Raw genomic sequence first — 22,124 nt, 5'->3', positions numbered from 1 at the left:
ATCCTGGGGAGATGCCGGGCTGAAAAGGGCCACTGACCTGCACAAACAACACAGCCCTCGGCGTGACGCCGGGGGCTGTTGTCGTACGCGGATCAGGCGACCTCTGATGCCTCCGTCGGGTCGTCGGCGCCGGGCGTCAACATCGTCGCGATGGCCGCCCGGCCACGCTGCTCGGCCCCTTCGAAGATGTAGTGGTAGTGCTCCCTCAGCACGTCCGTACTGCTGTGGCCCATCCAGTCGGCCACGTCGTTCTCGGGGACTCCGGCGTACAGCAGTCGCGACCCGTAGTAGTGCCGGAGTGAGTGCGCCTTGCAGTACTTCACCTGTCCTTTGCCCAGAGCCTCCATCCAGATCTTCGGGTAGAAGTACGACGCGTAGAGGTAGCCAGTCCGCGTCACGTTGGGGAACAGAAGTCGCTCCGGCCCCCATACGCCGTGGTTCTTGATGTGCCGCCGTAGCTCGAAGGCGACGTTCGGCGGGAGGGGGACGGTACGCCCTGGCTCACCTTCATCACGAGCCTTGATGTGCCGACGCTGGATCGCGCTGTTCTTCCCCGACTCGGTATCTCCGTCCTCCGCAATCTGGAAGTCGACGCGAAGCGTCTCGGCCTTGAAGTCGATCTGATCACGGGACACCGCCATGGCCTCACCCAGCCGCAGGCCGCACCCGGCCATGAGCCACAGCAACGCGCGGTATCGCGGAGGAGCGGCATCCAGCATCGCAAGAACTTCCCGCGTCGTGAGCCGCCTTGCGGTGCTCTTCTGCTCCCGGATCTCCTTGGCGCGGCTGCCCGCGCCCTTGACCTTCTTGCACGGGTTCCGGCCGACGATCTCGTTGACGACAGCCCAGTCCATCATCCCGGAGAAGAACGAGAACCGCTGACGCCGTGTGCGGGCGGACAGCTTCCGGTCCTGCTCCATCCACAAGAGCCACTGCTCAACATCAGCGACTTTCAGGGACACGATGGAACGGGCCTTGAAGAACGGCTCAATGGTCGTGTTGAGGATCGACCGGTACTGCTTCTTGGTGCTGTTCTCCAGCTTCCTTTGATTCGTCCACTGCTCCCACACGGCCGTCACGGGTTGCTTGCCCAAGCGGTCGTCAAGGTAGGTCCCGGCGTCGAGTTCCTGTTCCTTGCGCTTGCGCTGGTCATCAGCCCGCTTCTTGGTCTCGAACGTCTTCTGTCGTTGCTTGCCGTCCGGGTCGTACCAGAACGTCGTCCACTTCTTCGGGTCGTCCTTTGACCGCGCGACCCATGCCCTTGCCACTGAAGCGGCCCCCTCCTGCTGCTGCCGACGTACGGGCCCACCCCGCCGTCGCGCCGGTCATTCCCCGGCGTTTCAAGTTTGCACACTGACCACCCTGGGTTGTCAACACAGGGTGGAACCCCCTGGGTGTGCTAACTTGAGTGATATGGAAGCGGATGACAGTGGGTTCGAGATCACTCAGCAGCAAGGCGCCTGGGTGGTCCGCATGTGGTGGCCCGTGGGGCCGATCAACGGGGGACCACAACGGATCACCATCGAGCCGGCCGAAGATGGCCCTGCTCGTGAGGTGGCACGGGGCATCTCGACCACTGTCCTGCGCAGGCTCGATGTAGCCGCAGCCCTGGAGTTGGCCAAGCAGGCTCCCGAAGCCCAGCGGACGATGGAGGAGGTGGCAGGGAAGCTGAATGGGATGGGAGAGGCGGCGGGGCTCGCCCTGGAGGGCGAGGGCGTCTCAGAGCGGTACTTGGCCTTGCTTGTTGCCACGTACACCGCCATGGCGGATTTTGGGGCTCCTGCGCCCATTCCGTGGCTGGCACGGCTCATCGGCCGCCGACCTGAGACGGTGAAGGATCACCTGAAGCGGGCGAGAAGGGACGGCTTCCTGACCACAGTTGCCGGTAAGGCGGGTGGAGAGTTGACGGACAAGGCCAAAGCCATACTTGAGGAAATGGCTGAAGCAGGTAGCCAAGGCGGCTGAACTACCTAGCACTTCATACGCATGAGCCCCCGAGGGTCTTCGGGGGCTTTCTTGTTTCTTGGAGGACGGATGGCGCTAGCCAAGCTTATGACCGTTGATGACGTAGCCGACTATCTGAACAGGCCCGATCCTGGGTGTACGGGAACTGGAAGGCCGAACAGATCCCGTTCCGGAAGGTAGGGCAGTCGCTTCGATGCCGCCCTGCCGACCTGGATCGCTGGCTGGACGGCCAGAACTGAAGAACTGCCAAACGCGAACGCCCCCGAGGCATTTCGGGGGCCTTTTTGTTTGTTGAGAGGACTACGTGACCAGAACGATCCCGCCGCATAACGAGTCGGCCAGACGGAAACTGGAGTGTCAGGCGGATGTACTTCTGGAAGCGGCAGGAGATGAGAACTGGGAGGCGTGGCCGGCACTCTGGCCGCAGCGGGAGGAAACGGAGTTTGAGCGAATAGCGGCGGCGCATACCGGGATGGTGTCTTTGCGCTGGGCTCCCGTGGTAGCGGCATTGCCCACCTTCGACCCAGAGTCGAGACGTCGAGACCTGGAATGCCTCATGCAGGAACGCCCAGGCGCGGAGGAACCCGACCACTATGGCGAACTGCTCTCACTTCTCTCCCAAGCCGAGGATTCCGGTGCACAATACGGTTCAGGCTTCACTGTGGAGCGCCGGAGCGACCCCCCTGATTCCTGCCAATGGCCCGGATGCCGTGAGCCTCTGTATGCCTCGCAGGCACCACGGAAGCGTGGGCGCCCGCGTAAGCACTGTCAGGCTCATCAGAAGGACGCCAGGGCCCGTACACGGCGTTCGCGGTATGCCGGAATCCAAGTGGGGCTGAACAGGAATCTCGTGTACGGCTTCGACGGCCTGGAGGAACAGGATCTCTCGGGCTACCGGGAGTTGTGGGGCCAGATCAACACCACCGGAAGGTGACCGCATCAGGGCAGCTCCCGTCTGTGTCGCATTTATTCAGAACAGTGGAGGAGCGATCCTCTGGGGCCATGCACACTCGGCGGTGTGCCTCTGGCACGGCCTACCCGGCCGGGCAGTTCCCAAGTCGTTACGGGGCTCTGCGGAAACCTCCCTGTGAGATGACAACGTAGAGAAACACTCCTCCCCTTGCTTCCTGCTGATCTCAATCACAGTGGGGGGTAAGGGGGGCAGTGTCTTCTCTTACGTTGTCCTCTTGTGAGGTGTAGGGCCGCCCCCAAAGCGGCCCTCTTCACTTGGATTCTCGGTCAGAGAATTTTAGGTCAAGTGGAGTGATAGTCGCCTCTGTGGCATCACTGGATTTCTTCACCTCTCAGCCGCGCAGGGGCCCTGTCTTTTGCTCTTCTTGTTACTCACTCGAATGCTTGGAGAAATTCATGTATGACCCAGAGAAGGGAAAATCTCGACGTCTGAGTTTGGGAATCACCGTCAAGGAGCTAGCCGATCGAATCGGGTGCAGCACCCAGGCTGTCTACCAGTGGGAGCGTGGTGAGCGTAAGCCGAGCCTGACTACGTTCGTGGTCATTGCTCATCACCTCCGGATTCCGATCGCTTCCCTGGTCGAACAGGCCGGAGGGGATGAGAACTCCGCCCGAGCGATTCAGCTTGCCGAGATTCATCGCATAGCCAAGGAGAACAACGATGAAGATGACCCGATGCGCGCAATGATCCGAGCCGAAATCCTCAAGGCGATGCAGGAGGTCAGGCCCGCGCAGTACACGCGGGACGATCTCGCCCGCATGTCGCCGGAGCAGATTTCCCAGGCCCGACGCTCGGGCCATTTTGATGACCTGATGTTCGGCCGTAACTGAAATACGAGGAGACTCATGCCCATCATTCACCCAGGATTTGATCTGTCGGCATTTCAGCTCTCTGGAGAGACTCTGGACCTGATCCGCAAGCGTGACGAGCTGGAGGAACGCCATCGCAAGTACAGAACAGAGAATGCGGATTGCGCTCGTCAGTACATCGATGACAGCCACGGCCGCGCGTCGCGTGACTACTATGTTCCCGCGTTGCGTAGGGCTGATAAGGCGCTCAGGGAGCAGGAGATGCAAGCCGTAGCCGACGGCCGACCGTTCCCCGATCGGGATGAGTTTCTGACTGATGTCCGTTCGAGAGTCAAGGAGTATGAGCGGGTAGAGCCTGCCCTAGCCCTTGCCGTGGAACAGGCCGAATCCGCAGTGACTCAGGCCATCGTGAAGGATCTGCCGGAGCTGGCCCGCCAGGGGTTCGAGCAGTCTGAGCGTGCACTGAAGCAGTACCGGGCCGCAATCGCCAAGGCAGAAGCGGCACGCGCCCAGTTGGCAGGCAGCGTCAGCCGCTTCCTGTGGGCGACAACCGGGGGAGAGCTGACCCGGCCCAAGTGGCGCGGATTCTCTGGCGCCCTGGGCGAAGAGGTGATCGCCTGGCGGACCACTTCGGATGGCCGACTCACTTTCGACAGCGCCAAGGACCTGGGCCTGATCGACCAGTACCGAGGCAACCGGGCTGAGTTCGGAGACTTCGTCGCACCGCCTGAGGAAGATGCCGCCTGACAATCGCAGCCGAACCGGCCCCCTGCACGTAGCAGGGGGCCATTGTTTTGCTTGAGAGGTGATGAGATGCCGAAGTTTCGAAACCCGAATAGTCCCCATTCCAGATATAGGGGTGTGGTGGAGCTGCCTTCCGACCACGGGCTTCCCGTGCCGGACATGCCGGCCGTCCGGGACTGGACGGAGGCTGAACGGGAACAGTGGCAGCAGTGGTGGGAGTCTCCGCAAGCCGCCATGTGGGACGAGTCGTTCATCCCGACCGTGGCCGTGATGCTCACTTACTTCGGCAAGATCCTTGATGGCACTGCCACCAGCACTCATCAGATGGAGTTCCGTCACCTTGCCGGGGCCCTGGGCCTCACCGCAGAGGGCATGAAGCGCCTCGGCTGGGCCTTCGAGGGAGATGCCCAGTGAGTGCCCGGCGAGCCACCAAGGCTGGGGCAGCCACCGCGCACGACGGCCAGCACAGGCCCGGTGTCCAGTGCCCTTGGGACGACCCTCAGTGCCCTAGCTGCCTCCTGGAGTTCTCCGTGCACATCGCCTGGCTGGCGACCGGCAAGCACCGCCCGTGGGACGACGACCATCACCACGTGCCCTCTCGGTGCTTCGAGTGTCAGAGGGAGTAGCCAACTGAGTGTCAGTGCCCAGAGATAGGGTCCGCTCCGAGATCGTGGGAGGGGAAAAGTGGCACGGAAGTCGTTCTATCTCTGGGTACACATGATGGTTCTCACAGCCCACAACGGCCGCTGTGTCTACTGCGGCGCAGAGTCCGAAGTGATGGACCATGTGATCCCGCTCGCAGGCGGGGGCAGGCACAGCACGCAGAACCTCGTGCCAGCCTGCGACGACTGCAACCAGAGCAAGTCAGATGCCCCCCTCCCGCAATGGATCATGCGTAGGGAGTTTCAGAAGATCACCTACTGGAGGGGAACTCCGCTCGGAGAGATACGGCTTCTGGAGAGCTACCAAGACGCACACCAGGAGTGCGTCAGGACCATTCGGCGCGTTGAAGCCGTCTGCCAAGAGCTGGCCACTCCGGAACGCCGCCGATGGTTTGTCCAATCCTTCCCGGGTAAGCGCGCCCCCGACAATCGAGAGCAAATTCGTGATTTGCGGCTATCATACGCCGATCAGCTCCGGGAAGCTCACAGCCGAGACTTCACCACGGATCCAATCCGTTGGACTCGACCATCTAGTGACTTCGATGACATCATGGATGCCTTCTTTGGCAAATCTAGTACATCAAGCCCCACATTTTGATTGGCAAACGCGGTCGAAGGGTGGCACCCCCGGTGGGTCCTATTCCTTTTCAAATAGGCATTACCCCCGGGGTTATAAACAATTGAGTAATGCGTCAGATATTCGCTAGTTATCGTTCCGTGATAGGGGTACGGAAGAATAGTTCTCAAGCGAGAAGACCGTCAGAGCAACGCTCCGGACACTCGCTAAGACTTCCGCCTCATCAAAGGAATGCAGCGTCATGCGTCGTACCATTCTGGTTCCGGTTGAGTACACATTTTGTGATGCCCACATTGCTCGTGACGGGTCGGAAGTGGAGGCCACGTCATCGCTGACGCTAGGTAAGGACACGTGGCATCTGTGCTTGGAGCATGACGTCACATTCGGTCGCTACCTCTGCGATGCGTTGGGTGCTCCGTCTGAGAATGAGGTCACGCCGACTGCACCTGATTCCATGCCGGTTGAGCCTGTCTCGGAGCCGGAGCCGGAGCCGGAGCCGGAGCCGGAGCCGGAGCGAGAAGCGGCACCTGTGGTGGAGCCCGACGCGGAGCCTGTCCCGTCCGTGATGATCGCAGGTGAGGTTCCCGGCTACGACTGGACGGACGCTCGTGAAGCCGTTCGCCGCATGGGCTATGAGGTAGTGGGGCGGGCCGATGAGAGCACGGTCCTGCTCATCCTTGGCGACGGTGGCGACCGGAATGCGACCAAGCTGCGTGACGCTTCCGAGCGTGGCATTCCTATGATGGACGTGCGGAAGCCGGGTCGGTTCCGTGACGCGATTCGCGCCGGTGAGTTGGTCGGTGGTGACGCGCTGCCGGAGCCTGCCAAGGTCGACCGTTCCGGAGTGAGCGAGCGGGAGCGGAACCGAGCCGTACGCGCGTGGGCACGAGAGAACGGATACACAGTCCCTACGAAGGGACGCATCCCGATGCACGTGCGGCACGCCTACGAACTGACGCACAAGGATGCGTCGGAGGGAAAAGGAATAGCGGCGTAAGCGCCGCGCCCACTGTGACGGCTGCTGACTGCGGCCGTCACCCCCGGCTCACTGACCTGAGCCTGTGGAAGAGCGCCAAGGCGTACGGGGCCGAGTCCAAACCATCCAAGGGGGACTGCACTCCCGGTTCCTGGGTCACCTGGACCACGCCCAAGGGTAAGCGCCGTACCGGAATCGTGAGCAACGACCCGCTATCGGTGGCCGCTGTTCGCCGACATGTCCCGATGGACAAGGTATCCCGCTGTACCGCTGTGATCGTTCCGGCGGACGGGGGAGACACACTTCCCCTGCTGCGGAAGTCAGCCAAGGAACCCAACTTTCAGACCAAGGAGGGAGGCCGGTGGCGACGCGTCGTCTCCCTCCGCAACCAAACCAACTCCCAGAAAGCGCAGGCAGCATGAGCACCCCCGATTTCCGCGCGATGAGCACCGGTCGGCTGAGGGAAGTCGTGGCCTCCCTGGCTCCCCATGTGGAGTGGTCCCCGGTTGGTCTGCTCGGTGGCCTGCTGTGCGTGTTCTCCGCCATGCTGCCGGAGACCCGAGTTCAGCGCGGTTCCGGTTCCATGCCGCTCATGCTTCACGTTCTGCTGTGTGGTGGCACAGGTGAGGGCAAGGGCCAGTCCTGGGGTATCGCCTCAGCAGTGGCCAAGGACGCGAACAGTTCTTTCATGAGCGGGCACGTCATCAATGGTGTGGTCGGCGGAGCCGGTGTCATCCAAGCCGTGGCCGACCGCGACGGACATGCGCTCATCGTGGACACCGAATACGCCCGCGTCCTGCGGGCGGGGCGTCGACAGGCGAACCTCTCTCAGGTGCTCCGTGATCTGTGGGACGGGGCAACGGTCGCCACTTCTAGGGCCAAGGAACCGGTACAGGTCGATGATCCGCGCGTGGCAATCATGGGTCACATCACGCCCGAAGAGTTCCGGGCCAGCATGAGCACAACGGAACGCGACGGCGGGTCGTACAACCGGCTGTTGATCCTGCCCGTTGCCCAGGTCCAGTGGCTGAGCGAGCGCGAGCAGATGCCCCGGCATCTGATCCCGGAAGCTGGGGAAGCGATGGCGCGCGCAGTGCGGCACAGTCAGCGGGCCGGTCTGGTCACCCTCTCCGAGGATGCGTACGAGGTAGCCGACATCATCCGGCGGGACCTGCTCACAAAGGCCCGTGAGTCCGAGGGGTTGAAGGCGTTCGCTGCCCGCTGCAACGAACAGGTACGCCGCATCGCAGCACTGTTCGCGCTCTTCGATCTGCGGTCGCAGATCACGGCGACCGACCTGGAAGCGGCGGCGTCACTTGTCACGTACACCATGGACTCGGTGGAAGAGATCGCCGGGGGCGAGTCTCCGAAGGGGAAGCGTCAGCCGCTCAGCCTTGCTGAGAAGGTCCGGGCCAGGATCGAACTTCATGGAGGATCGGCCACGTCCTCGCAGGTGCTCCCGTACGTGGGAGCGACGGCCGCTGAGGTCCGAGCACTTCCGGAAGTTGTGGTGACCGTAGAACGGTCAGGCAAGACGGGTCGGCCGGCCACCGTTTTCACACTCCGCGGTGACGATTCCGAGTCCGAGCCAGAACCGGTCCCCCATTCTTCCGCCCCCATGCCGGCCGCAGCAGATCGGGAGGCGCAGCGGCCCACCGTGGTCCGCCTGGACGCCTACCGTCCGGAGCCGAACCGTGCCCCGGAGCCTGCGCCGGAACCGAAGCGGTCGGTTCGCCCACCGGTTTCCGTGGCCGAGCGGCCCGAACCGCTCGAAGAGAACCCGTTCCGCGCACTGCTCTAGCAAACAAAGTCAGCCCTCGGAACCACTTCCGGGGGCTTCGTCCGGCATCTGGCAGGTGGCGCCAGTCGACGTCTACACCGGCTGGATGGGTGCCCTGGTGAGCGAGTACGTGGTGAAACCGCACCGATGAGAGGGCGCAAGCGTCCTGCGAGCAACCGCGCGGTCCGGGCAGGGACTGAGAGTCCGGTGTTTATACCTTGCTCGCGACCACCATGTAGTTCTCGGCCTCCAGATCGAACGTGCTCAGTTCCGTCTGGAGTCCGACCCGGTGCAGCTCGACTTCGAGTTCCTCGTACCGGTAGGGCCAGCAGGACAGCAGTTCCGAGCGGACAAGAACCAACCCGGTCGCATCAACTTGCGCGATCGCAATCTCGATGTGGTGCTCCTCCTCCCAATGCGGCGCAATCTCCCAGCGGTAGACCACGATGGCATCGCGACCGTTTCGGCGGACGAGTCGGTCACTGATGTCCAGCCGGGAACCTCTGGCCCTCACGAGTTCCCAAGTACGGGAGGTGAGTACCAAGCGCCCGCCGGGACGCAGAAGCCGTGACATCGACTCCAGAGCAGCAACCCTGCCTCTCGCGCCCACGGCATGGTGCAGCGAGTTGCCAACGCAGAACACCATGTCGAACATGTTGTCCTGGAAATGGTCGGGCAACTCTTCCCAGTTCGCCCGTACGGCCCGGACGGATGCCCCGAACTCCTCAGACAACTCTGCAGTCCGACGAACCATCGTTTCGCTGGCGTCAGTTGCGACAACCTGAATGCCACGACCGGCGAGGCCAACCGCCAACTGTCCGGTGCCGCACGAACAGTCGAGGACGTGAGCGTTCGACGGCAGGAGATTGAGGACGTCATCGAACGACGCAGCGAACTCGGCTGGAGCCAGCTTTGCATCCGAGATGAGCCACTCGTACACCTCGGCAAGCGCGCTATAACCCGTCACAACTACTACCTCCGTCACGCGGCAGACTCACGGCAGGACGTCAGTTCATCAGCGGAGCAAGCCGGGCACCAATGGTTTTCGCAAGGATGGCTCTGACGGCGTTTGTGAATTGTCAGTTGTCCGTCTGAGTGGATGTCATCGGCTGGTTAGCTGAGAAGTTGTTCGTGAGGTGACTCTGCGCCGCAGCCGGCCAGCACGGACAGCAACAGGAACCGGGACACTTCCCGTCACGCTGAGCTGCAGCCGGCCAGCGCGGAGCGTGAACAGAACCGCGCAACGGTTGTCCAGCTTGACGCTTACCGACCAGCACCCAAGCCTGCGCCGGAACCGAAGCGACCGGAACCGCTCGGGGACACGAATCCCTTCCTTGCGCTGCTCTAGGCAAACCAAGCAGGCCCCGTCCATTCGGACGGGGCCTTTCACTGTTTCGACTACGCGACTGGGCAGGCCGCTTCAGGAAGCGCACGATTCGGGGAGCACGTCACCACTGCCAGGGACAGATACGAGGGACGTTCCAGATAGAAGCCGTACGACACATCAGCGCCCGAGTGCAGGTGTTCGGCAGCAGAGACCATCAGGCGGGCTAGGCGGGTGGTGTCTCGGTCCCGTTCCGCCGCGAACCGGGGCGCGTACTCGGCCAGCCGCTCACCGAGCCAGGTTGCAGCCTCCTTGGCTTCCTCCCATGTGCCACGAACGATGGAACGGGGCTTGATCAGCCAGTACGCCGTTTCAAGGGGCGGCAGGTCGACGGTCGGGAACTCCGCCGCGACCTCCCGGTAACGCTGGATCAGTTCTGGCCTGCTTCCGGCCGGGGGCGGCTCAGGATGTGGAGGTCGCCGCAGGGCCTCATTGTCGAAACGCTCTTTCGGGCCGGTCCATAGATAGCCGTGGTGGTGCACCAGTCGTTCCGTTCCGAGGAGTGCCAGCCGGGCCGGACCCAGGGACAGGAGGACCCGGCCCGGCTGGCGGGAGGGGGAGGCTCAGACGTTCAGGCCGAAGCGCGCCGGGTCGATACCGGCCGCGTCCAGTTCCTCCGTGGTGAACCGCAGCGGTTGGGCGTCCGGCCGCTTGCTGTCCCCCAGGGCCCAGGCGTCGTCACCGATCCGCGCCAGGGTCACGCACCCTTCGGTGCAGGGGCCGCCGCATGCCTTCACGAACGACGCCCCGTTGATGTCGAGCGCGTACAGATCACTTCCGTCCAGCATCACTGCACCTTCCTGCTCAACTGATCACGGCCATGACTGACCGTCGCCGCCCATACCGGGCGGGAGTTCAGGGATTCCACCGCAGGGGCGGTGTCTCACTCGGCGCGAACGACCATGGCGAACGAGGTCCGGATGCGCCGGAAACCGGCGTGCCCGGACCGGCCCGTGTGGCTCATGCACTCCACGTCGACGGAGGCCGAGTCATCGGCGGGAGTCGCCTTCCAACCGCAGTGCAGACACTCGGCCTCGAACGTCACGTCCGTGTCGGGATGCTCGATGATCCGGTGCATGACGTACCGCATAGCCGCTCTGACGCTCACAGCCCACCCCTACGGCTCCGCGCGTTGGCTGCGGCGACTCTGCCGCTCAGTCCCGCTGACGGGCTATTCGGCGGGGGCTTGTAGTCAGGACACTTCGGGCTCCCGCACTCACACCGAGGCCAGCGCAAAGCCGAACTCGGCGCCACGTCCGCGCCTTCGGGGCCAGGGTCGCTCTTCTGCACCATGAGCACGCCGCCGACACCGAACGCTCCGGAGAGACGGGAGAGGAACTGGCGGGCCTCACTGCTGCCCAGATGATCAGCCGCTTCGGTCCTATGTGCCTTGCTGTCGCTCACCATGGGCCCCATCTTCGGCGGCCCACGATTGCGCCTCTAGCCTGTTTCCTGTTCCCGCAAAAAGTCGTTGCGGATGCTTTCGATCAGATCCCGCATTTCGTCGCCGGCCAGCGCGGCTCGCGCGAATCCTTCGAACTTATCAACGTAGAGACTCACATCTCGCGGGTCCGTAACGACGACTTCGGCATGGACGGTTTCAACCGTCACCATGCGGTCGTCACGGATGACGAAGGCATGATTTGCGATGTCATTTTGCTGAATTTGCAGAGGGACTATCCGGATGTCCACGTGGGAGAGCCGCGAAATGGAGACGATGCGATCAAGCTGAGCGGCCATCATCTGCGGTCGTACGATGCGCCAGCGCAGAACAGGTTCGGTGATGATGAACCGGAGCGACTTTGCGTTGTCGTAGAGAACCGCTTGCCGTTCGAGTCGCGCATTGATCGTTCGCGTGAGTGCGTCTTCACTCAAATTGTGCCGTTGCAGAATGGCCCTGATGTACTCGGGCGTCTGGAGCAGGCCCGGAACGAGCGCGGGTTGAAACAGCCGCAGTACAGACATCTGGGCTTCCAGAGCCTTGGCGGCCTGCTGGCCCTTGTGGACCCCGATTCGCTTGAGCAGGCGCCACGCCGTCGCTTCCGTCGCTGACGCGCGTGCGGCTTCCGCGTACTCCGCTTTGACCTCGTCCGAGACACCGATGGCGGTCAGGATGCGCTCTACGTCCGTCGCGCTGGGTGCCAGCTTCGCATTCTCGATCTTGGACAGCTTGGACGGAGACATGAGGGCGCTGCGGGCCACCGCTTTGGCTTCCTTGCCGGATGCCACTCGCAGCGCCCGCAGCGCGGCTCCAAGCTGTGCTCTGTTCACGTCCCGTACTTGGCCCACCATTCGGTGAACGGTTCCGCGTGCGCGAGAGCCGCATCACGGTACCGCGTGAATTCCGCTGTCCGTTCCGGCGGTAGCACTTCCGATCCCAGGTACTTTCCGCTTCCGTCGTAGTTCATCACGGCCACGGATTCGGAGTCGAAGAACCAGAAATCCGGAACGTTCTCCAGGGGGTTGGGTTTGTCGGTGATGTCGAGGATGAAGAACTCTTCACCCCCGCTCACATTCTTGTGGTAGCCCCAGCCGAGTTCGAACCTGAGATAGTCCGTGAGCGGGCGGGACAGGATATGGACCCGGTATACCCGCTTCCCCTTCTCGGTGTGCGAGCGTAGTTCTTCGATCCAGCCTGCGTTGTAGTCGTCTGGCTGTGTCTCCCCGGCCAGGAATGCCTGATAGGCGTCGACGCTCCCGGACTTGCTGTAGTCGTCCAGGGTCTCCAGCCGGAATGCCTCGCGTTCGAATGCCTCGAAGAGGTCGCCGAGGGTCCTAGATGAGGTTGTCACGGATGGCCTTCTGGATCAGTTCCATCGGGATCTCGACCAGGGTTTCGTGCGCGGGAATCTGAAGCCCGTGGTCGGTCGGCGTCTCGCCCTGTACCAGGAAGGTGCCGCGATCCGTGGCGTAGATCGTCGGGCAGTCCTTGATGTCGCACGTGCTGACCAGCTTGGTGACCTTCATGGTCTGGGTTCCCCTCTCCCGTGCCGCTGCCAGTACCCCGCCTCTGGGTTGATGCTCCCGAGGGCTGTGCGCACCGGTCAAGCGATCACGGTTGACGGAACGGGAAACCGCGTAACTTGCGTCGAGCCTGCTCGTATACCGCGCGATTGGCGGCGGGGCCTCCAGCGCGCCTCGGGCCTGCACAGACTGTTGACGATCATGGGGAAATGCTGGGGAGGCCCTCTCTAGGAGGAGTCTTCGTGCAGGCCAGAGCCGTATGACCTGTAAAGCACCCAGATTTATGAAGGTACGAACCAAGTGCAGCGGATCGTGATGGCAAGGAACCTCCCCTAGCAGGTCTGTACAGGTCAGACAGCCATTGACCTGCACAGACAACACAGCCCCCGGCGCGACGCCGGGGGCTGTCGTCGTACGCGGATCAGGCGACCTCGCACGCCTCCGTGGAGTCGTCGGCGCCGGGGATACCTGCGCGATCGTCGACTGCAGAGCCCGTCAACCGGACGGCGTGAGCGCGGACCACACGCCGAACCACTGCTCGGCGCCCCACGCCTCGAACCGTTCCACCTCGGTGAACCCCAGCTTCGCCGCGAGGCGCATCGAGCCGGCGTTGGCGGTCTGGGTGTAGAGCACCACCGGCTCACCGGGCAGCGCGTCGGCAAACCAGTCGAGTGCCGCTGTGCACGCCTCGGTGGCGTACCCACGGCCCCACGCCTGCGGTAGGAACAAGTAGCCGAGCTCCGTCTCCCCGGCCTCCGGACGGCGGTTACTCGGACTCCCGGGGGCGTGCGGTTTGAGCTGGACCGTGCCGATCATTGCTCCGTCGAGCTCGACCACGAACCAGCCAGGGCGCTGCCCGGGCACCTCGGGTACCGTGCGTTCGAGCTCGGCGCGCGGTCGAGGGCCACCCAGATAGGCGTTCACCTCTGGCGAGGCGTTCAGCTCGATGACCGCCGCGCGGTCCCGGGCCTCCGACTCGCGGAGTACGAGCCGCTCGGTCTTGATCGGGGCAGGCGGCCAGGTGAGGGGTCTGGGATCAGGCATGCCGGCCAACCTAGCCAGCAGGCTCGGAAGCGATCAAGACGCGCGGACCGAGGCGAACGAGGTCCTGATACCTCGGAAACCATCGACGGACGCCGACTCGGCGGAAGGTGTCGCCTTCCCCTTGCAGTGCAGGCACTCAGCCTCGAAGGCCGCGGGCTGAGCCGGAAGCCGTAAGCCGACATGCGGGGCGGCGTTCCCGGACGTAGGACGGAAGCAGACGGGACCCGGTCCGGGTCCCCGCCTCCGAGGAGGAGCCATGACCCAGTCCAAGTCAGGAATGATGCCTGCCCTCACCCAGCAGATGCAGGACTGCATCGAGGCCTGCATGAGCTGCCACAGCATGTGCGAGGAGACCATGAGCTCCTGCATGCAGAAGGGCGGCCCGGAGCAGATGCAGATCATGCGCGCGCTCATGGACTGCTCCGAGACCACCCGGATGTGCGCCGACATGATGATGCGGCGCTCGCCGATGTCCGCGGAGATGTGCACGCTGTGCGCGAAGGTCTGCGACATGTGCGCCGAGGCGTGTATGTCCATGCCGGACGACCAGCAGATGATGCGCTGCGCCGAGGCGTGTCGCCGCTGCGCGGACACCTGCCGAGCGATGGCGGGCGCCGGCAGCATGTGACCTGCCACGCCTGACCGTGTTCAAGGGCATCCCCACGGGGTGCCCTTGAGCTTTTGTGCGGCAGGCTGGGGCCTGTGAACGCGACGGATGCGACCGCGGCCTTCGACGCCGCCGAGCGGTCGATGTGGGCGGGCCGGACGGAGGCGTACGCCAGGAGCTTCGGCCGGCTGTGCGCGTACCCGGTGCCGGCCCTGCTGGACGCGGCCCGGGTCTCGGCCGGTACGCGGGTGCTCGACATCGGCACCGGCACCGGTACGGCGGCCCTCGCTGCGGCGGAGCGGGGCGCGCTGGTGCGGGCCGTGGACGCCGACCGCGGGATGGTGGCCGAGGCACGCCGGCGCGGGGTCGCCGCCGAGGTCGCCGTACTGCCCGGACTCCCCTTCCGGGACGGTGAGTTCGACGCCGTGCTCGGCAACTTCGTACTGAACCACGTGGGCCGGCCCCGCGCCGTCCTCGCCGAGCTGCGACGCGTACTGCGCCCCGGAGGCCGGCTCGCCCTGACGCTGTGGGGCGCCCGGCGTGGGGCCGGCCAGGACCTGCTCGGCGAGGCGTGCGCGGCGGGCGGGGCGGTGCCGCCGCCGTACCTGCCGCGCCTGGACCCCGCCGAGGACTTCACCCGGACCGCCGAGGGGCTGTCCGGGCTGCTCGCCGCGGCCGGCTTCGCCGCCGCCGAGGCGGGCGAACTGGCTTGGGACCACCGGACGACCGTCGAGGAGTGGTGGGGTGGGGCGATCGGCGGAGTCGCCAGGGTCGGGCTGGTCGTGACCTCGCAGGACGCCGGGACCCTCGTGCGGATCCGGCGGGCGTACGAGCGGCTGTGCGCCCCCTTCGTGCCCGAGGACGCCGAGGGGGAAGGGCGGCTGGCCCTTCCCCATGTGGCGTTGCTCGGGTCCGCGGTCCGCTAGTTGCCGGAGACGGTGACCTTCTGGTCGTTGTTCAGCTCGTTCACGAGGGTCTTCACCTTCGCCTTGTCCCAGACGAGGTTGCCGCCCGAGGAGCCGGAGATCGGCATGTTCATGGACGTGCCGTCACCGCCGCTGACGCCCTTCATCGCCCAGAACATCGAGGCCAGGTCCCACAGGCCCATGTCCTTGTCGACGATCAGGGAGTCCAGGCCCGCACCCATGGTCGGGTAGAGCTTGAAGGGGTTCAGGACCGTCGAGGGGGTGGCCACCTGGTGGGCCAGGGCGGCCAGGAACTTCTGCTGGTTCTTGGTGCGCTGCAGGTCCGAGGCGGCGAACGCGTGCCGGGTGCGGACGAAGGCGAGGGCCTGCTGGCCGTTCAGGGTCTGCTTGCCGGCCTTGAAGTCGGCGCCCGACCACTTGTCCTTGAAGCCCTTGTCGATGTCGATCTCGACGCCGCCCACCGCGTCCACGATGCTCGCGAAGCCCTGGAAGCCGATCTCCACGTAGTGGTCGATGTGCAGGCCGGTGTTGGCCTCGATCGTGCGGACCAGCAGCGTCGGCCCGTCCTCGGCGTAGGTCGCGTTCAGCTTCGCGTGCCGGCCCTGCGCCGGGTAGACCTTCCCGGACGTCGAGCCCTGGTACGACGGGACCACCACGTCCGAGTCGCGCGGCAGCGATATCAGCGTGTCGCCGTTGTCGCCGACGTGCAGGATCATCATCGAGTCCGTGCGCTTGCCCTCGGCGCCCCCGGTGTGCAGCTTCTTCTCGTCCTCCTTGGACATGCCCTCACGGCTGTCCGAGCCGACGATCAGGTAGTTCGTGCCGTCGCCCGCCGCCGGCCGGTCGATGACCTTCGACAGGTCGACCTCGCGGCGCAGCTTGGAGTCGGCCCAGAAGTACGTCGCCACGGAGGTGACGACCAGCACGGTCGCCAGCGTGATCGCCGTCCACTTGATCCGGCGCCGCCAGTTCGGCGCGGGACGCGGCGCCCGGCCGGGCGCATCCTCCGGCCCACCCGGTCCGCGACCGCCGGGGCTGCCGTAGACCTGGCCCGTGTTGTAGCCGCTGTCGTACGCGTCGTAGCCGGCGCCCTCCTCGTGTCCCCGGCCGTCGACGTACGACGGCTGCTGCGGGACACCGGAGCCGTACGGCGGTGCCGACGGGCCGGGGGTGCCGTACCCGGAGTGCTGCCCGGGCGGTACCGGGCCGCGCCGTACCTGGCGCATCACGCGGGCACCCTCCGGCCGCGCGCCGGCGCTGCCGCGTCCGTAGCGCGGGCCGCGGTTGTCGTCGGACCATCCCTCGGGCCAGTCATTCATGCGCCCCAGTGTGCAGGGCCGCACTGTGTGCCTTACAAGGGTTGTCGGAAAATCAGGGCGCCGCTGTTGCCAAGCTGACACAAATTCCGCGAATGTCGCTTCGGCATAAGGTGGAGGGCATGACAGACCAGGCCACGGACATGGAGCCGGACATCCCGGGCAAGCCGACATCCGCCTCGCGCACCACCCTCAGCCACATCATGACCCACAACGACACCAACCTGCTGGGGACGGTGCACGGCGGCGTGATCATGAAGCTCGTCGACGACGCGGCGGGCGCGGTGGCCGGCCGGCACTCCGGCGGTCCCGCCGTCACCGCGTCCATGGACGAGATGGTGTTCCTCGAGCCGGTCCGCGTCGGCGACCTGGTCCATGTGAAGGCACAGGTGAACTGGACCGGCCGGACCTCGATGGAGATCGGCGTCCGGGTCCTCGCCGAGCGCTGGAACGAGTCGGACCCGGCCACCCAGGTCGGCTCGGCCTATCTGGTCTTCGCGGCCGTCGATGCCGACGGCAAGCCGCGCCGGGTGCCGCCGGTGGTGCCGGAGACGGACCGCGACCGCCGCCGCTACCAGGAGGCCCAGATCCGCCGCACCCACCGCCTGGCCCGCCGCCGCGCGATCCGAGAACTGCGCGAGAAGCGCGCGGCCGAGGGCTTCGAGGACTAGGGCCTGTCCGACCTATCACGGCAGCCGGGAATGGCCGGACGGGCCCTGCAATTCCCCCTTCCGCAAAGGGGGTTGTACGGGAGTGGGAAGTATCACGGGGGCTGCTGGCCGGAGGAGTGTGCGGATAGTGTGTGCGCTCCGGTGGGTGGCCGTGCGGTCTCTCGCCGTCCGGTAGCTGGAGAGTGGAGCCGGGCCCTCGGCGTGTGGCCCGGACGGGGGGCAGAGGCGTGGACACACCCGGCCGTGGCAGTGGCGACGACATCGATCCCGCGGACCAGTGGGTGCTGAACCCGGGCACGGGTGAGTACGAGCTGCGGCAGCCGGACACCTCCGCCGGGCGGCCCACCGTGCCCGGGCCCCGCTCGGCGCCGGAGCCGGCAGCGGAGCCCGCCGCGCCGGGCCACCGCCGTGCGACGGGCCGCAACCAGCGCAAGGCCAAGAAGAAGCCCAGGGGCAAAAGGATTCTGCTGTGGACCGGCGGCACCCTGGCGTTCGTCCTCGTCGCCGGCGCGAGCACCGTCTACCTCTACCTCAGGCACCTCGACGGCAACATCACCACGACCGACACCGCCGGCGCGACCAGTGACTCCTTCAGCAAGGACAAGGCGTTCAACATCCTGGTGATCGGCACCGACAAGCGGACCGGCAAGGGCGACTCCGGCTACGGCGACGCCAACAGCATCGGTCACGCGGACACCACGATCCTGCTGCACGTCTCCAAGGACCGGACGAACGCCACCGCGCTCAGCATCCCCCGGGACCTGATCACCGACATACCCGCCTGCCCCACCAAGCAGCCCGACGACTCGGTCAAGACCATCCCGGGCACGCAGGGCATACGTTTCAACACCAGCCTCGGCCAGCTGGGCCGCGACCCCGGCTGCACGGTCCGCACGGTGGCCAAGCTCGGCGACGGGCTCACGGTCGACCACTTCATGATGGCGGACTTCAACGCCGTGAAGACGCTGACCACGGCCGTCGGCGGCGTCGACGTCTGCCTGGCGCACGCCGTGAACGACGAGAAGTCGCACCTGAACCTGGCCGCCGGACCGCAGAAGATCGAGGGCGAACAGGCCCTGGCCTTCGTCCGCACCCGGTACAGCTGGGGCAACTTCGGCGACCTGGACCGCATCAAGGTCCAGCAGCAGTTCCTCGGGTCCCTGTTCCGCAAGATGAAGTCCGACTCCACGCTCACCAGCCCCACCCGGCTCATGGATCTGGCGGAGACGGCGACCAAGGCCCTCACCGTGGACAAGGGCATCGGCCACATCAGCACGCTCAAGGACGTGGCCCTGGAAATGAAGAAGGTGCCGCCGAAGAACATCTCCTTCCTCACGCTGCCGGTCCGGGACAACCCCGCCGACGGCCCGGTCCACAAGACCGTCATCGAGGACGAGGTGCCCGCCCGGCAGATCTTCTCCATGATCAAGGACGACGTCTCCTTCACCGAGGTGAAGAAGCAGCAGAAGGCGCAGCAGGCCGCCAAGCTCAAGGGCGCCCGCTCCGCCCCCGGCGACGTCCGGGTCGATCTCTACAACGCGGGCGCCCCCGCCGGCTCCGCCCAGACGACGCTGGCCTGGCTGCAGACGGAGAAGGGCGTGACCAAGTCCAGCCAGCTCGGCAACGCCGGCACCCCCCAGCAGAAGACGACCCTGCAGTACGCGCCCGCCCAGGCCGCCCAGGCCCGCGAACTGGCCGACCTCATGGGGCTTCCGGCGTCCGCCCTGAAGCCGGGCGAGAGCGAGACCAACGCACAGGGGCTGCCCGCGATGGTGCTCAGGCTCGGCGCCGACTTCAAGGGCGCGGGCATACCGCTCACCGGCCCCGCGAAGGCCCCGTCCGTGCGCAAGACGACGGCGGACCAGGTGAAGTGCGCCTCGTGACGCCGAGGGCGCACGGCCGACGAGGCCGGGTGCGCGGCCGGGTGCGCCGCGCCCCGCGGCCGGAGCGCTGAGCTAATCACGCGGCCGGGTGCGCCGCGCCCGGCGCACTGAGCTACGCGTCCCGGAGCGCTGAGCTACGCGCTCCCGGAGCACACCACCTCGTCGCCCCGCACCACGCTCTGCTCCGGCTGTCCGGGGTCCTCGAACCGCACCTTGTGGACCGCCTTGAAGCCGGCCCCGACGGTCACCTTCATCAGCGGCCCCTGGCCCGGCACCGCGCGCAGCTCGCTGCCGGGCAGGGCCACGACCAGGGAGCGGGCGGAGCGGTCCCACCGGGGGTCGTAGGAGATCACCGTGCGCGGCACATGGGCGGGCGCCGTCACCGGCTGGTGGGTGGTGGCGAACCCGGTCGCCGCGAGCGCCGCGTCGACCCGCTTGGCGAGCCCGACGGTGCCGGTGCCGTTCGCCACCAGCACCCGGATCTGCCGCGGGTCCACCTCCACCGGCGCCGCGGCGGGGCCACGGCGCGGACGGTCCACGGCGAGCGGCTTGTCGTCGCGCAGGGAGCTGAAGAGCCGGCCCGTCTTGGCCGGGTCCCACTTCAGGGTCGAGCCGACGCCCTTGACCTGGAAGTTCATCTGCCCGATGGGGACGGTGGTGAACTCCGAGGACGAGGGGGAGAAGTTCCGCATCGCGCGGCCCAGGTCGAGCAGTTCGTCGGTGCCGAAACCCTTGTCGGCGCGGACCGAGCCGAGCACCGCCCGGGTCACGTCCCGGAACCTGATCGGGTTCAGCAGCACCCCGGAGGAGGTGGTCTTCTCGATCAGCGCGGCCAGGAACCGCTGCTGCCGCTTCATCCGCCCCAGGTCGCTCGCCCCGTCGAGGTGCCGGGCCCGCACGTACTGCAGCGCCTGCCCGCCCCTGAGGGTGTGCGTGCCGGGCGCGAGGTCGAGCCCGGTGTACGCGTCCTTCAGCGGCGTCGGCGTGCAGACCTGCACCCCGCCGAGCACGTCCACCGTCCTCATGAAGGTGGTGAAGTCCACCTCCAGATAGTGGTCGATCTTCACATGGGTCATGTTCTCGACCGTGCGGATGGTCAGCTGGGGACCGCCCTCGGCATAGGCCGCGTTGAGCTTGATCGGATGCGGGCCGTGCCGCCGGCCGGTGTTCTGGTCGACGTGCGCGGGCACGTCGGCGTAGGAGTCGCGCGGCAGGCTCACCACGGTGGCCCGCTCCCGGTCGTCCGAGATGTGCACGATCATCATCGTGTCGGTGCAGTGGCAGGGCTGACCGCCGAGCCGGTAGGCGCGCCGCTCCTGCTCGCTGATCTTGTCCCGGCCGTCGGTGCCGACCAGCAGGACGTTCATGCCGTGGCCGGCGCGGGGCCGGTTCTTCATGTCCTTGAAGGCGTCGATGCGGGCGATGCCCGCGTCCAGGCTGGTGACGACGGCGTGCCCGATGCCGGCCGAGGCGAGCACCACCACGGACAGTGTGGTGATCGCCCGCATGGCCCAGCGCGGCCGCCTGGGCGGCCGGACGGACCGCGCCGGCCGCTCGGGCGGGCGGGGCACCCGGCGGGCCGGCCGCGGGCGGCGCTGTGGCCTGGGGGCGGCTCCCCCGCTCTCGGCGGTGGGGGAGGGGGACCGGGGCGGGCTGGGCAAGGGGGACACCTCCGGACGAGGCCGTACGTGGGATCCGTGAGCACAGTAGGCCGATACGATCTGCAGCCCGCGTCTTACGCCCCTGCGGCGCGCACCGGTGTCCCCCGTTCGCGGTAACGTGAGCGTCCTATGAACGCCAAGCCCGACGTGCGGCTCCCCGCTGTTTCCGTGATCATGCCCGTCCTCAACGAGGAGCGGCATCTGCGCGGGGCCGTCCAAGCGATCCTCGCGCAGGAGTACGCCGGCGAGATGGAGGTCGTGATCGCCCTCGGTCCGTCCACGGACCGCACGGACGAGATCGCCGCCGAGCTGGTCTCCGAAGACCCGCGCGTGCACACCGTCCCCAATCCGACCGGCCGCACGCCCGCCGCGCTGAACGCGGCGATCAAGGCGTCCCGGCACCCGATCGTGGTCCGTGTCGACGGCCACGGCATGCTCTCGCCGAACTACATCGCCACCGCTGTCCGGCTCCTGGAGGAGACCGGCGCGCAGAACGTCGGCGGCATCATGCACGCCGAGGGCGAGAACGCCTGGGAGCACGCGGTCGCCGCCGCGATGACCTCGAAGATCGGCGTCGGCAACGCGGCCTTCCACACCGGCGGCCAGGCCGGCCCCGCCGAGACGGTCTACCTCGGCGTCTTCCGCCGCGAGGCCCTGGAGCAACAGGGCGGCTACAACGAGGAGTTCATCCGCGCCCAGGACTGGGAGCTGAACTTCCGCATCCGCGAGGCGGGCGGCCTGATCTGGTTCTCGCCGGAGCTGAAGGTGTCGTACCGCCCGCGTCCCTCGGTGCGGGCGCTGGCCAAGCAGTACAAGGACTACGGCCGCTGGCGGCACGTCGTCGCCCGCTACCACTCGGGCTCCATCAACCTGCGCTACCTCGCCCCGCCGACGGCGGTGTGCGCGATGGCGGCGGGCCTGGTCGTGGGCGTGGCGCTCACCCCGTGGGGCCTCGTGATCCCCGGCGGCTACCTCGCGGCCATCGTCGCGGGCTCCGTCCCGGCGGGCAAGGGCCTGCCCCTCAGGGCCCGCCTGCAGATCCCGGTGGCGCTGACCACCATGCACATGTCGTGGGGCTGGGGCTTCCTGACCAGCCCCAGGTCCCTGGCGAAGAAGGTCATCGCCTCCCGGCGGCCGGCGGTCGTGGACGCCGCCTGATGACACGTCAGGGCCCCCTCCTCC

Annotated in this window: 23 protein-coding genes; 12 read left to right on the top strand and 11 right to left on the bottom strand. The window is 66.3% G+C overall.

Annotated elements, in window-relative coordinates; genetic code table 11:
• Positions 1-92: 92 nt before the first annotated feature.
• A complete protein-coding gene (locus ACGFRF_RS23070; protein ID WP_393742785.1) occupies positions 93-1,268 on the bottom strand; it encodes a tyrosine-type recombinase/integrase in 1,176 nt (391 codons plus the stop codon).
• A gap of 145 nt (positions 1,269-1,413) precedes the next feature.
• On the opposite strand from ACGFRF_RS23070, the gene ACGFRF_RS23065 reads away from it, so the two are divergent.
• The 7 genes from ACGFRF_RS23065 to ACGFRF_RS23035 all read left to right on the top strand — a co-directional run bounded on the left by ACGFRF_RS23065 (position 1,414) and on the right by ACGFRF_RS23035 (position 8,507).
• Complete coding sequence (locus ACGFRF_RS23065; protein WP_393742783.1) at positions 1,414-1,965, top strand: hypothetical protein; 552 nt, start codon at positions 1,414-1,416, stop codon at positions 1,963-1,965.
• A gap of 1,356 nt (positions 1,966-3,321) precedes the next feature.
• Positions 3,322-3,768, top strand: coding sequence for a helix-turn-helix domain-containing protein (locus tag ACGFRF_RS23060; RefSeq protein ID WP_393742781.1), 447 nt, complete (start codon positions 3,322-3,324; stop codon positions 3,766-3,768).
• Between the two features lie 15 nt (positions 3,769-3,783).
• A complete protein-coding gene (locus tag ACGFRF_RS23055) occupies positions 3,784-4,494 on the top strand; it encodes a hypothetical protein (protein ID WP_393742779.1) in 711 nt (236 codons plus the stop codon).
• Positions 4,495-4,611: 117 nt separating this feature from the next.
• A complete protein-coding gene (locus ACGFRF_RS23050; RefSeq protein WP_393742777.1) occupies positions 4,612-4,905 on the top strand; it encodes a hypothetical protein in 294 nt (97 codons plus the stop codon).
• Between the two features lie 303 nt (positions 4,906-5,208).
• Positions 5,209-5,751 (top strand): HNH endonuclease, encoded by a 543-nt coding sequence (locus ACGFRF_RS23045; RefSeq protein ID WP_393743244.1) that lies wholly within the window; start codon positions 5,209-5,211, stop codon positions 5,749-5,751.
• A gap of 220 nt (positions 5,752-5,971) precedes the next feature.
• Positions 5,972-6,727, top strand: a complete 756-nt coding sequence (locus tag ACGFRF_RS23040; RefSeq protein ID WP_393742775.1) for a histone-like nucleoid-structuring protein Lsr2 — start codon at positions 5,972-5,974, stop codon at positions 6,725-6,727.
• Between the two features lie 397 nt (positions 6,728-7,124).
• Positions 7,125-8,507: a DUF3987 domain-containing protein gene (locus ACGFRF_RS23035; RefSeq protein ID WP_393742773.1), complete on the top strand. Its 1,383-nt coding sequence runs from the start codon at positions 7,125-7,127 to the stop codon at positions 8,505-8,507.
• 190 nt (positions 8,508-8,697) lie between these two features.
• Here ACGFRF_RS23035 and ACGFRF_RS23030 read toward each other — a convergent pair whose 3' ends face one another.
• From ACGFRF_RS23030 to ACGFRF_RS22995, 8 genes are all read right to left on the bottom strand, one after another.
• Positions 8,698-9,453, bottom strand: coding sequence for a class I SAM-dependent methyltransferase (locus ACGFRF_RS23030; protein WP_393743242.1), 756 nt, complete (start codon positions 9,451-9,453; stop codon positions 8,698-8,700).
• 431 nt (positions 9,454-9,884) lie between these two features.
• A complete protein-coding gene (locus ACGFRF_RS23025; RefSeq protein ID WP_393742771.1) occupies positions 9,885-10,352 on the bottom strand; it encodes a hypothetical protein in 468 nt (155 codons plus the stop codon).
• Between the two features lie 81 nt (positions 10,353-10,433).
• The gene (locus ACGFRF_RS23020) at positions 10,434-10,658 is read right to left on the bottom strand and encodes a DUF397 domain-containing protein (RefSeq protein WP_046427928.1); all 225 of its coding nucleotides are present in this window, start codon (positions 10,656-10,658) and stop codon (positions 10,434-10,436) included.
• A gap of 95 nt (positions 10,659-10,753) precedes the next feature.
• On the bottom strand, positions 10,754-10,978 hold the full coding sequence (locus tag ACGFRF_RS23015; RefSeq protein ID WP_250404821.1) for a hypothetical protein: 225 nt from the start codon (positions 10,976-10,978) through the stop codon (positions 10,754-10,756).
• Positions 10,979-11,310: 332 nt separating this feature from the next.
• Complete coding sequence (locus tag ACGFRF_RS23010; RefSeq protein ID WP_393742768.1) at positions 11,311-12,141, bottom strand: helix-turn-helix domain-containing protein; 831 nt, start codon at positions 12,139-12,141, stop codon at positions 11,311-11,313.
• A complete protein-coding gene (locus ACGFRF_RS23005) occupies positions 12,138-12,662 on the bottom strand; it encodes a DUF6879 family protein (protein WP_393742766.1) in 525 nt (174 codons plus the stop codon). The genes ACGFRF_RS23010 and ACGFRF_RS23005 overlap by 4 nt, the downstream gene beginning before the upstream one ends.
• Entirely contained in the window at positions 12,646-12,837 is a 192-nt protein-coding gene (locus tag ACGFRF_RS23000) for a hypothetical protein (protein WP_030115393.1), read from the bottom strand. Before ACGFRF_RS23000 ends, ACGFRF_RS23005 begins: the two co-directional genes overlap by 17 nt.
• A 492-nt stretch (positions 12,838-13,329) precedes the next feature.
• Entirely contained in the window at positions 13,330-13,878 is a 549-nt protein-coding gene (locus tag ACGFRF_RS22995; protein WP_393742764.1) for a GNAT family N-acetyltransferase, read from the bottom strand.
• Positions 13,879-14,134: 256 nt separating this feature from the next.
• Here ACGFRF_RS22995 and ACGFRF_RS22990 point away from each other — a divergent pair, with 256 nt between their 5' ends.
• Together ACGFRF_RS22990 and ACGFRF_RS22985 are read left to right on the top strand one after the other, a co-directional pair.
• Positions 14,135-14,506, top strand: a complete 372-nt coding sequence (locus ACGFRF_RS22990; protein ID WP_393742762.1) for a four-helix bundle copper-binding protein — start codon at positions 14,135-14,137, stop codon at positions 14,504-14,506.
• Positions 14,507-14,628: 122 nt separating this feature from the next.
• Positions 14,629-15,411, top strand: coding sequence for a class I SAM-dependent methyltransferase (locus ACGFRF_RS22985; protein ID WP_393743240.1), 783 nt, complete (start codon positions 14,629-14,631; stop codon positions 15,409-15,411).
• Here the strand turns inward: ACGFRF_RS22985 and ACGFRF_RS22980 are convergent.
• Positions 15,408-16,730: an LCP family protein gene (locus ACGFRF_RS22980; protein WP_393742760.1), complete on the bottom strand. Its 1,323-nt coding sequence runs from the start codon at positions 16,728-16,730 to the stop codon at positions 15,408-15,410. The two genes, ACGFRF_RS22985 and ACGFRF_RS22980, sit on opposite strands and share 4 nt — an antisense overlap.
• Positions 16,731-16,822: 92 nt before the next feature.
• Between ACGFRF_RS22980 and ACGFRF_RS22975 the strand changes: the two genes are divergently transcribed.
• Both ACGFRF_RS22975 and ACGFRF_RS22970 read left to right on the top strand, forming a co-directional pair.
• Positions 16,823-17,398, top strand: a complete 576-nt coding sequence (locus ACGFRF_RS22975) for an acyl-CoA thioesterase (protein WP_393742758.1) — start codon at positions 16,823-16,825, stop codon at positions 17,396-17,398.
• A 227-nt stretch (positions 17,399-17,625) separates the two neighbouring features.
• Positions 17,626-19,281 (top strand): LCP family protein, encoded by a 1,656-nt coding sequence (locus tag ACGFRF_RS22970; RefSeq protein WP_393742756.1) that lies wholly within the window; start codon positions 17,626-17,628, stop codon positions 19,279-19,281.
• Positions 19,282-19,415: 134 nt separating this feature from the next.
• Here ACGFRF_RS22970 and ACGFRF_RS22965 read toward each other — a convergent pair whose 3' ends face one another.
• Positions 19,416-20,789, bottom strand: coding sequence for an LCP family protein (locus ACGFRF_RS22965; protein WP_393742754.1), 1,374 nt, complete (start codon positions 20,787-20,789; stop codon positions 19,416-19,418).
• Between the two features lie 282 nt (positions 20,790-21,071).
• On the opposite strand from ACGFRF_RS22965, the gene ACGFRF_RS22960 reads away from it, so the two are divergent.
• A complete protein-coding gene (locus ACGFRF_RS22960; RefSeq protein WP_393742752.1) occupies positions 21,072-22,100 on the top strand; it encodes a glycosyltransferase family 2 protein in 1,029 nt (342 codons plus the stop codon).
• Positions 22,101-22,124 lie beyond the last annotated feature (24 nt).

Origin of the sequence: Streptomyces sp. NPDC048521 (assembly GCF_043199855.1) — a bacterium.
In the GTDB taxonomy this organism is placed as follows: domain Bacteria; phylum Actinomycetota; class Actinomycetes; order Streptomycetales; family Streptomycetaceae; genus Streptomyces.
The sequence above is the reverse complement of the archived record's forward strand: the minus strand, read 5'-3'. Positions and strand labels throughout refer to the sequence as shown.

Coding starts and splice junctions, on each gene's coding strand:
- ACGFRF_RS23065 (WP_393742783.1), top strand. CDS start 1,414: ATGGAAGCGGATGACAGTGGGTTCGAGATCACTCAGCAGCAAGGCGCC.
- ACGFRF_RS23055 (WP_393742779.1), top strand. CDS start 3,784: ATGCCCATCATTCACCCAGGATTTGATCTGTCGGCATTTCAGCTCTCT.
- ACGFRF_RS23045 (WP_393743244.1), top strand. CDS start 5,209: ATGATGGTTCTCACAGCCCACAACGGCCGCTGTGTCTACTGCGGCGCA.
- ACGFRF_RS23040 (WP_393742775.1), top strand. CDS start 5,972: ATGCGTCGTACCATTCTGGTTCCGGTTGAGTACACATTTTGTGATGCC.
- ACGFRF_RS23035 (WP_393742773.1), top strand. CDS start 7,125: ATGAGCACCCCCGATTTCCGCGCGATGAGCACCGGTCGGCTGAGGGAA.
- ACGFRF_RS23020 (WP_046427928.1), bottom strand. CDS start 10,658: ATGCTGGACGGAAGTGATCTGTACGCGCTCGACATCAACGGGGCGTCG.
- ACGFRF_RS23000 (WP_030115393.1), bottom strand. CDS start 12,837: ATGAAGGTCACCAAGCTGGTCAGCACGTGCGACATCAAGGACTGCCCG.
- ACGFRF_RS22995 (WP_393742764.1), bottom strand. CDS start 13,878: ATGCCTGATCCCAGACCCCTCACCTGGCCGCCTGCCCCGATCAAGACC.
- ACGFRF_RS22990 (WP_393742762.1), top strand. CDS start 14,135: ATGACCCAGTCCAAGTCAGGAATGATGCCTGCCCTCACCCAGCAGATG.
- ACGFRF_RS22985 (WP_393743240.1), top strand. CDS start 14,629: ATGTGGGCGGGCCGGACGGAGGCGTACGCCAGGAGCTTCGGCCGGCTG.
- ACGFRF_RS22980 (WP_393742760.1), bottom strand. CDS start 16,730: ATGAATGACTGGCCCGAGGGATGGTCCGACGACAACCGCGGCCCGCGC.
- ACGFRF_RS22975 (WP_393742758.1), top strand. CDS start 16,823: ATGTCGCTTCGGCATAAGGTGGAGGGCATGACAGACCAGGCCACGGAC.
- ACGFRF_RS22965 (WP_393742754.1), bottom strand. CDS start 20,789: ATGCGGGCGATCACCACACTGTCCGTGGTGGTGCTCGCCTCGGCCGGC.
- ACGFRF_RS22960 (WP_393742752.1), top strand. CDS start 21,072: ATGAACGCCAAGCCCGACGTGCGGCTCCCCGCTGTTTCCGTGATCATG.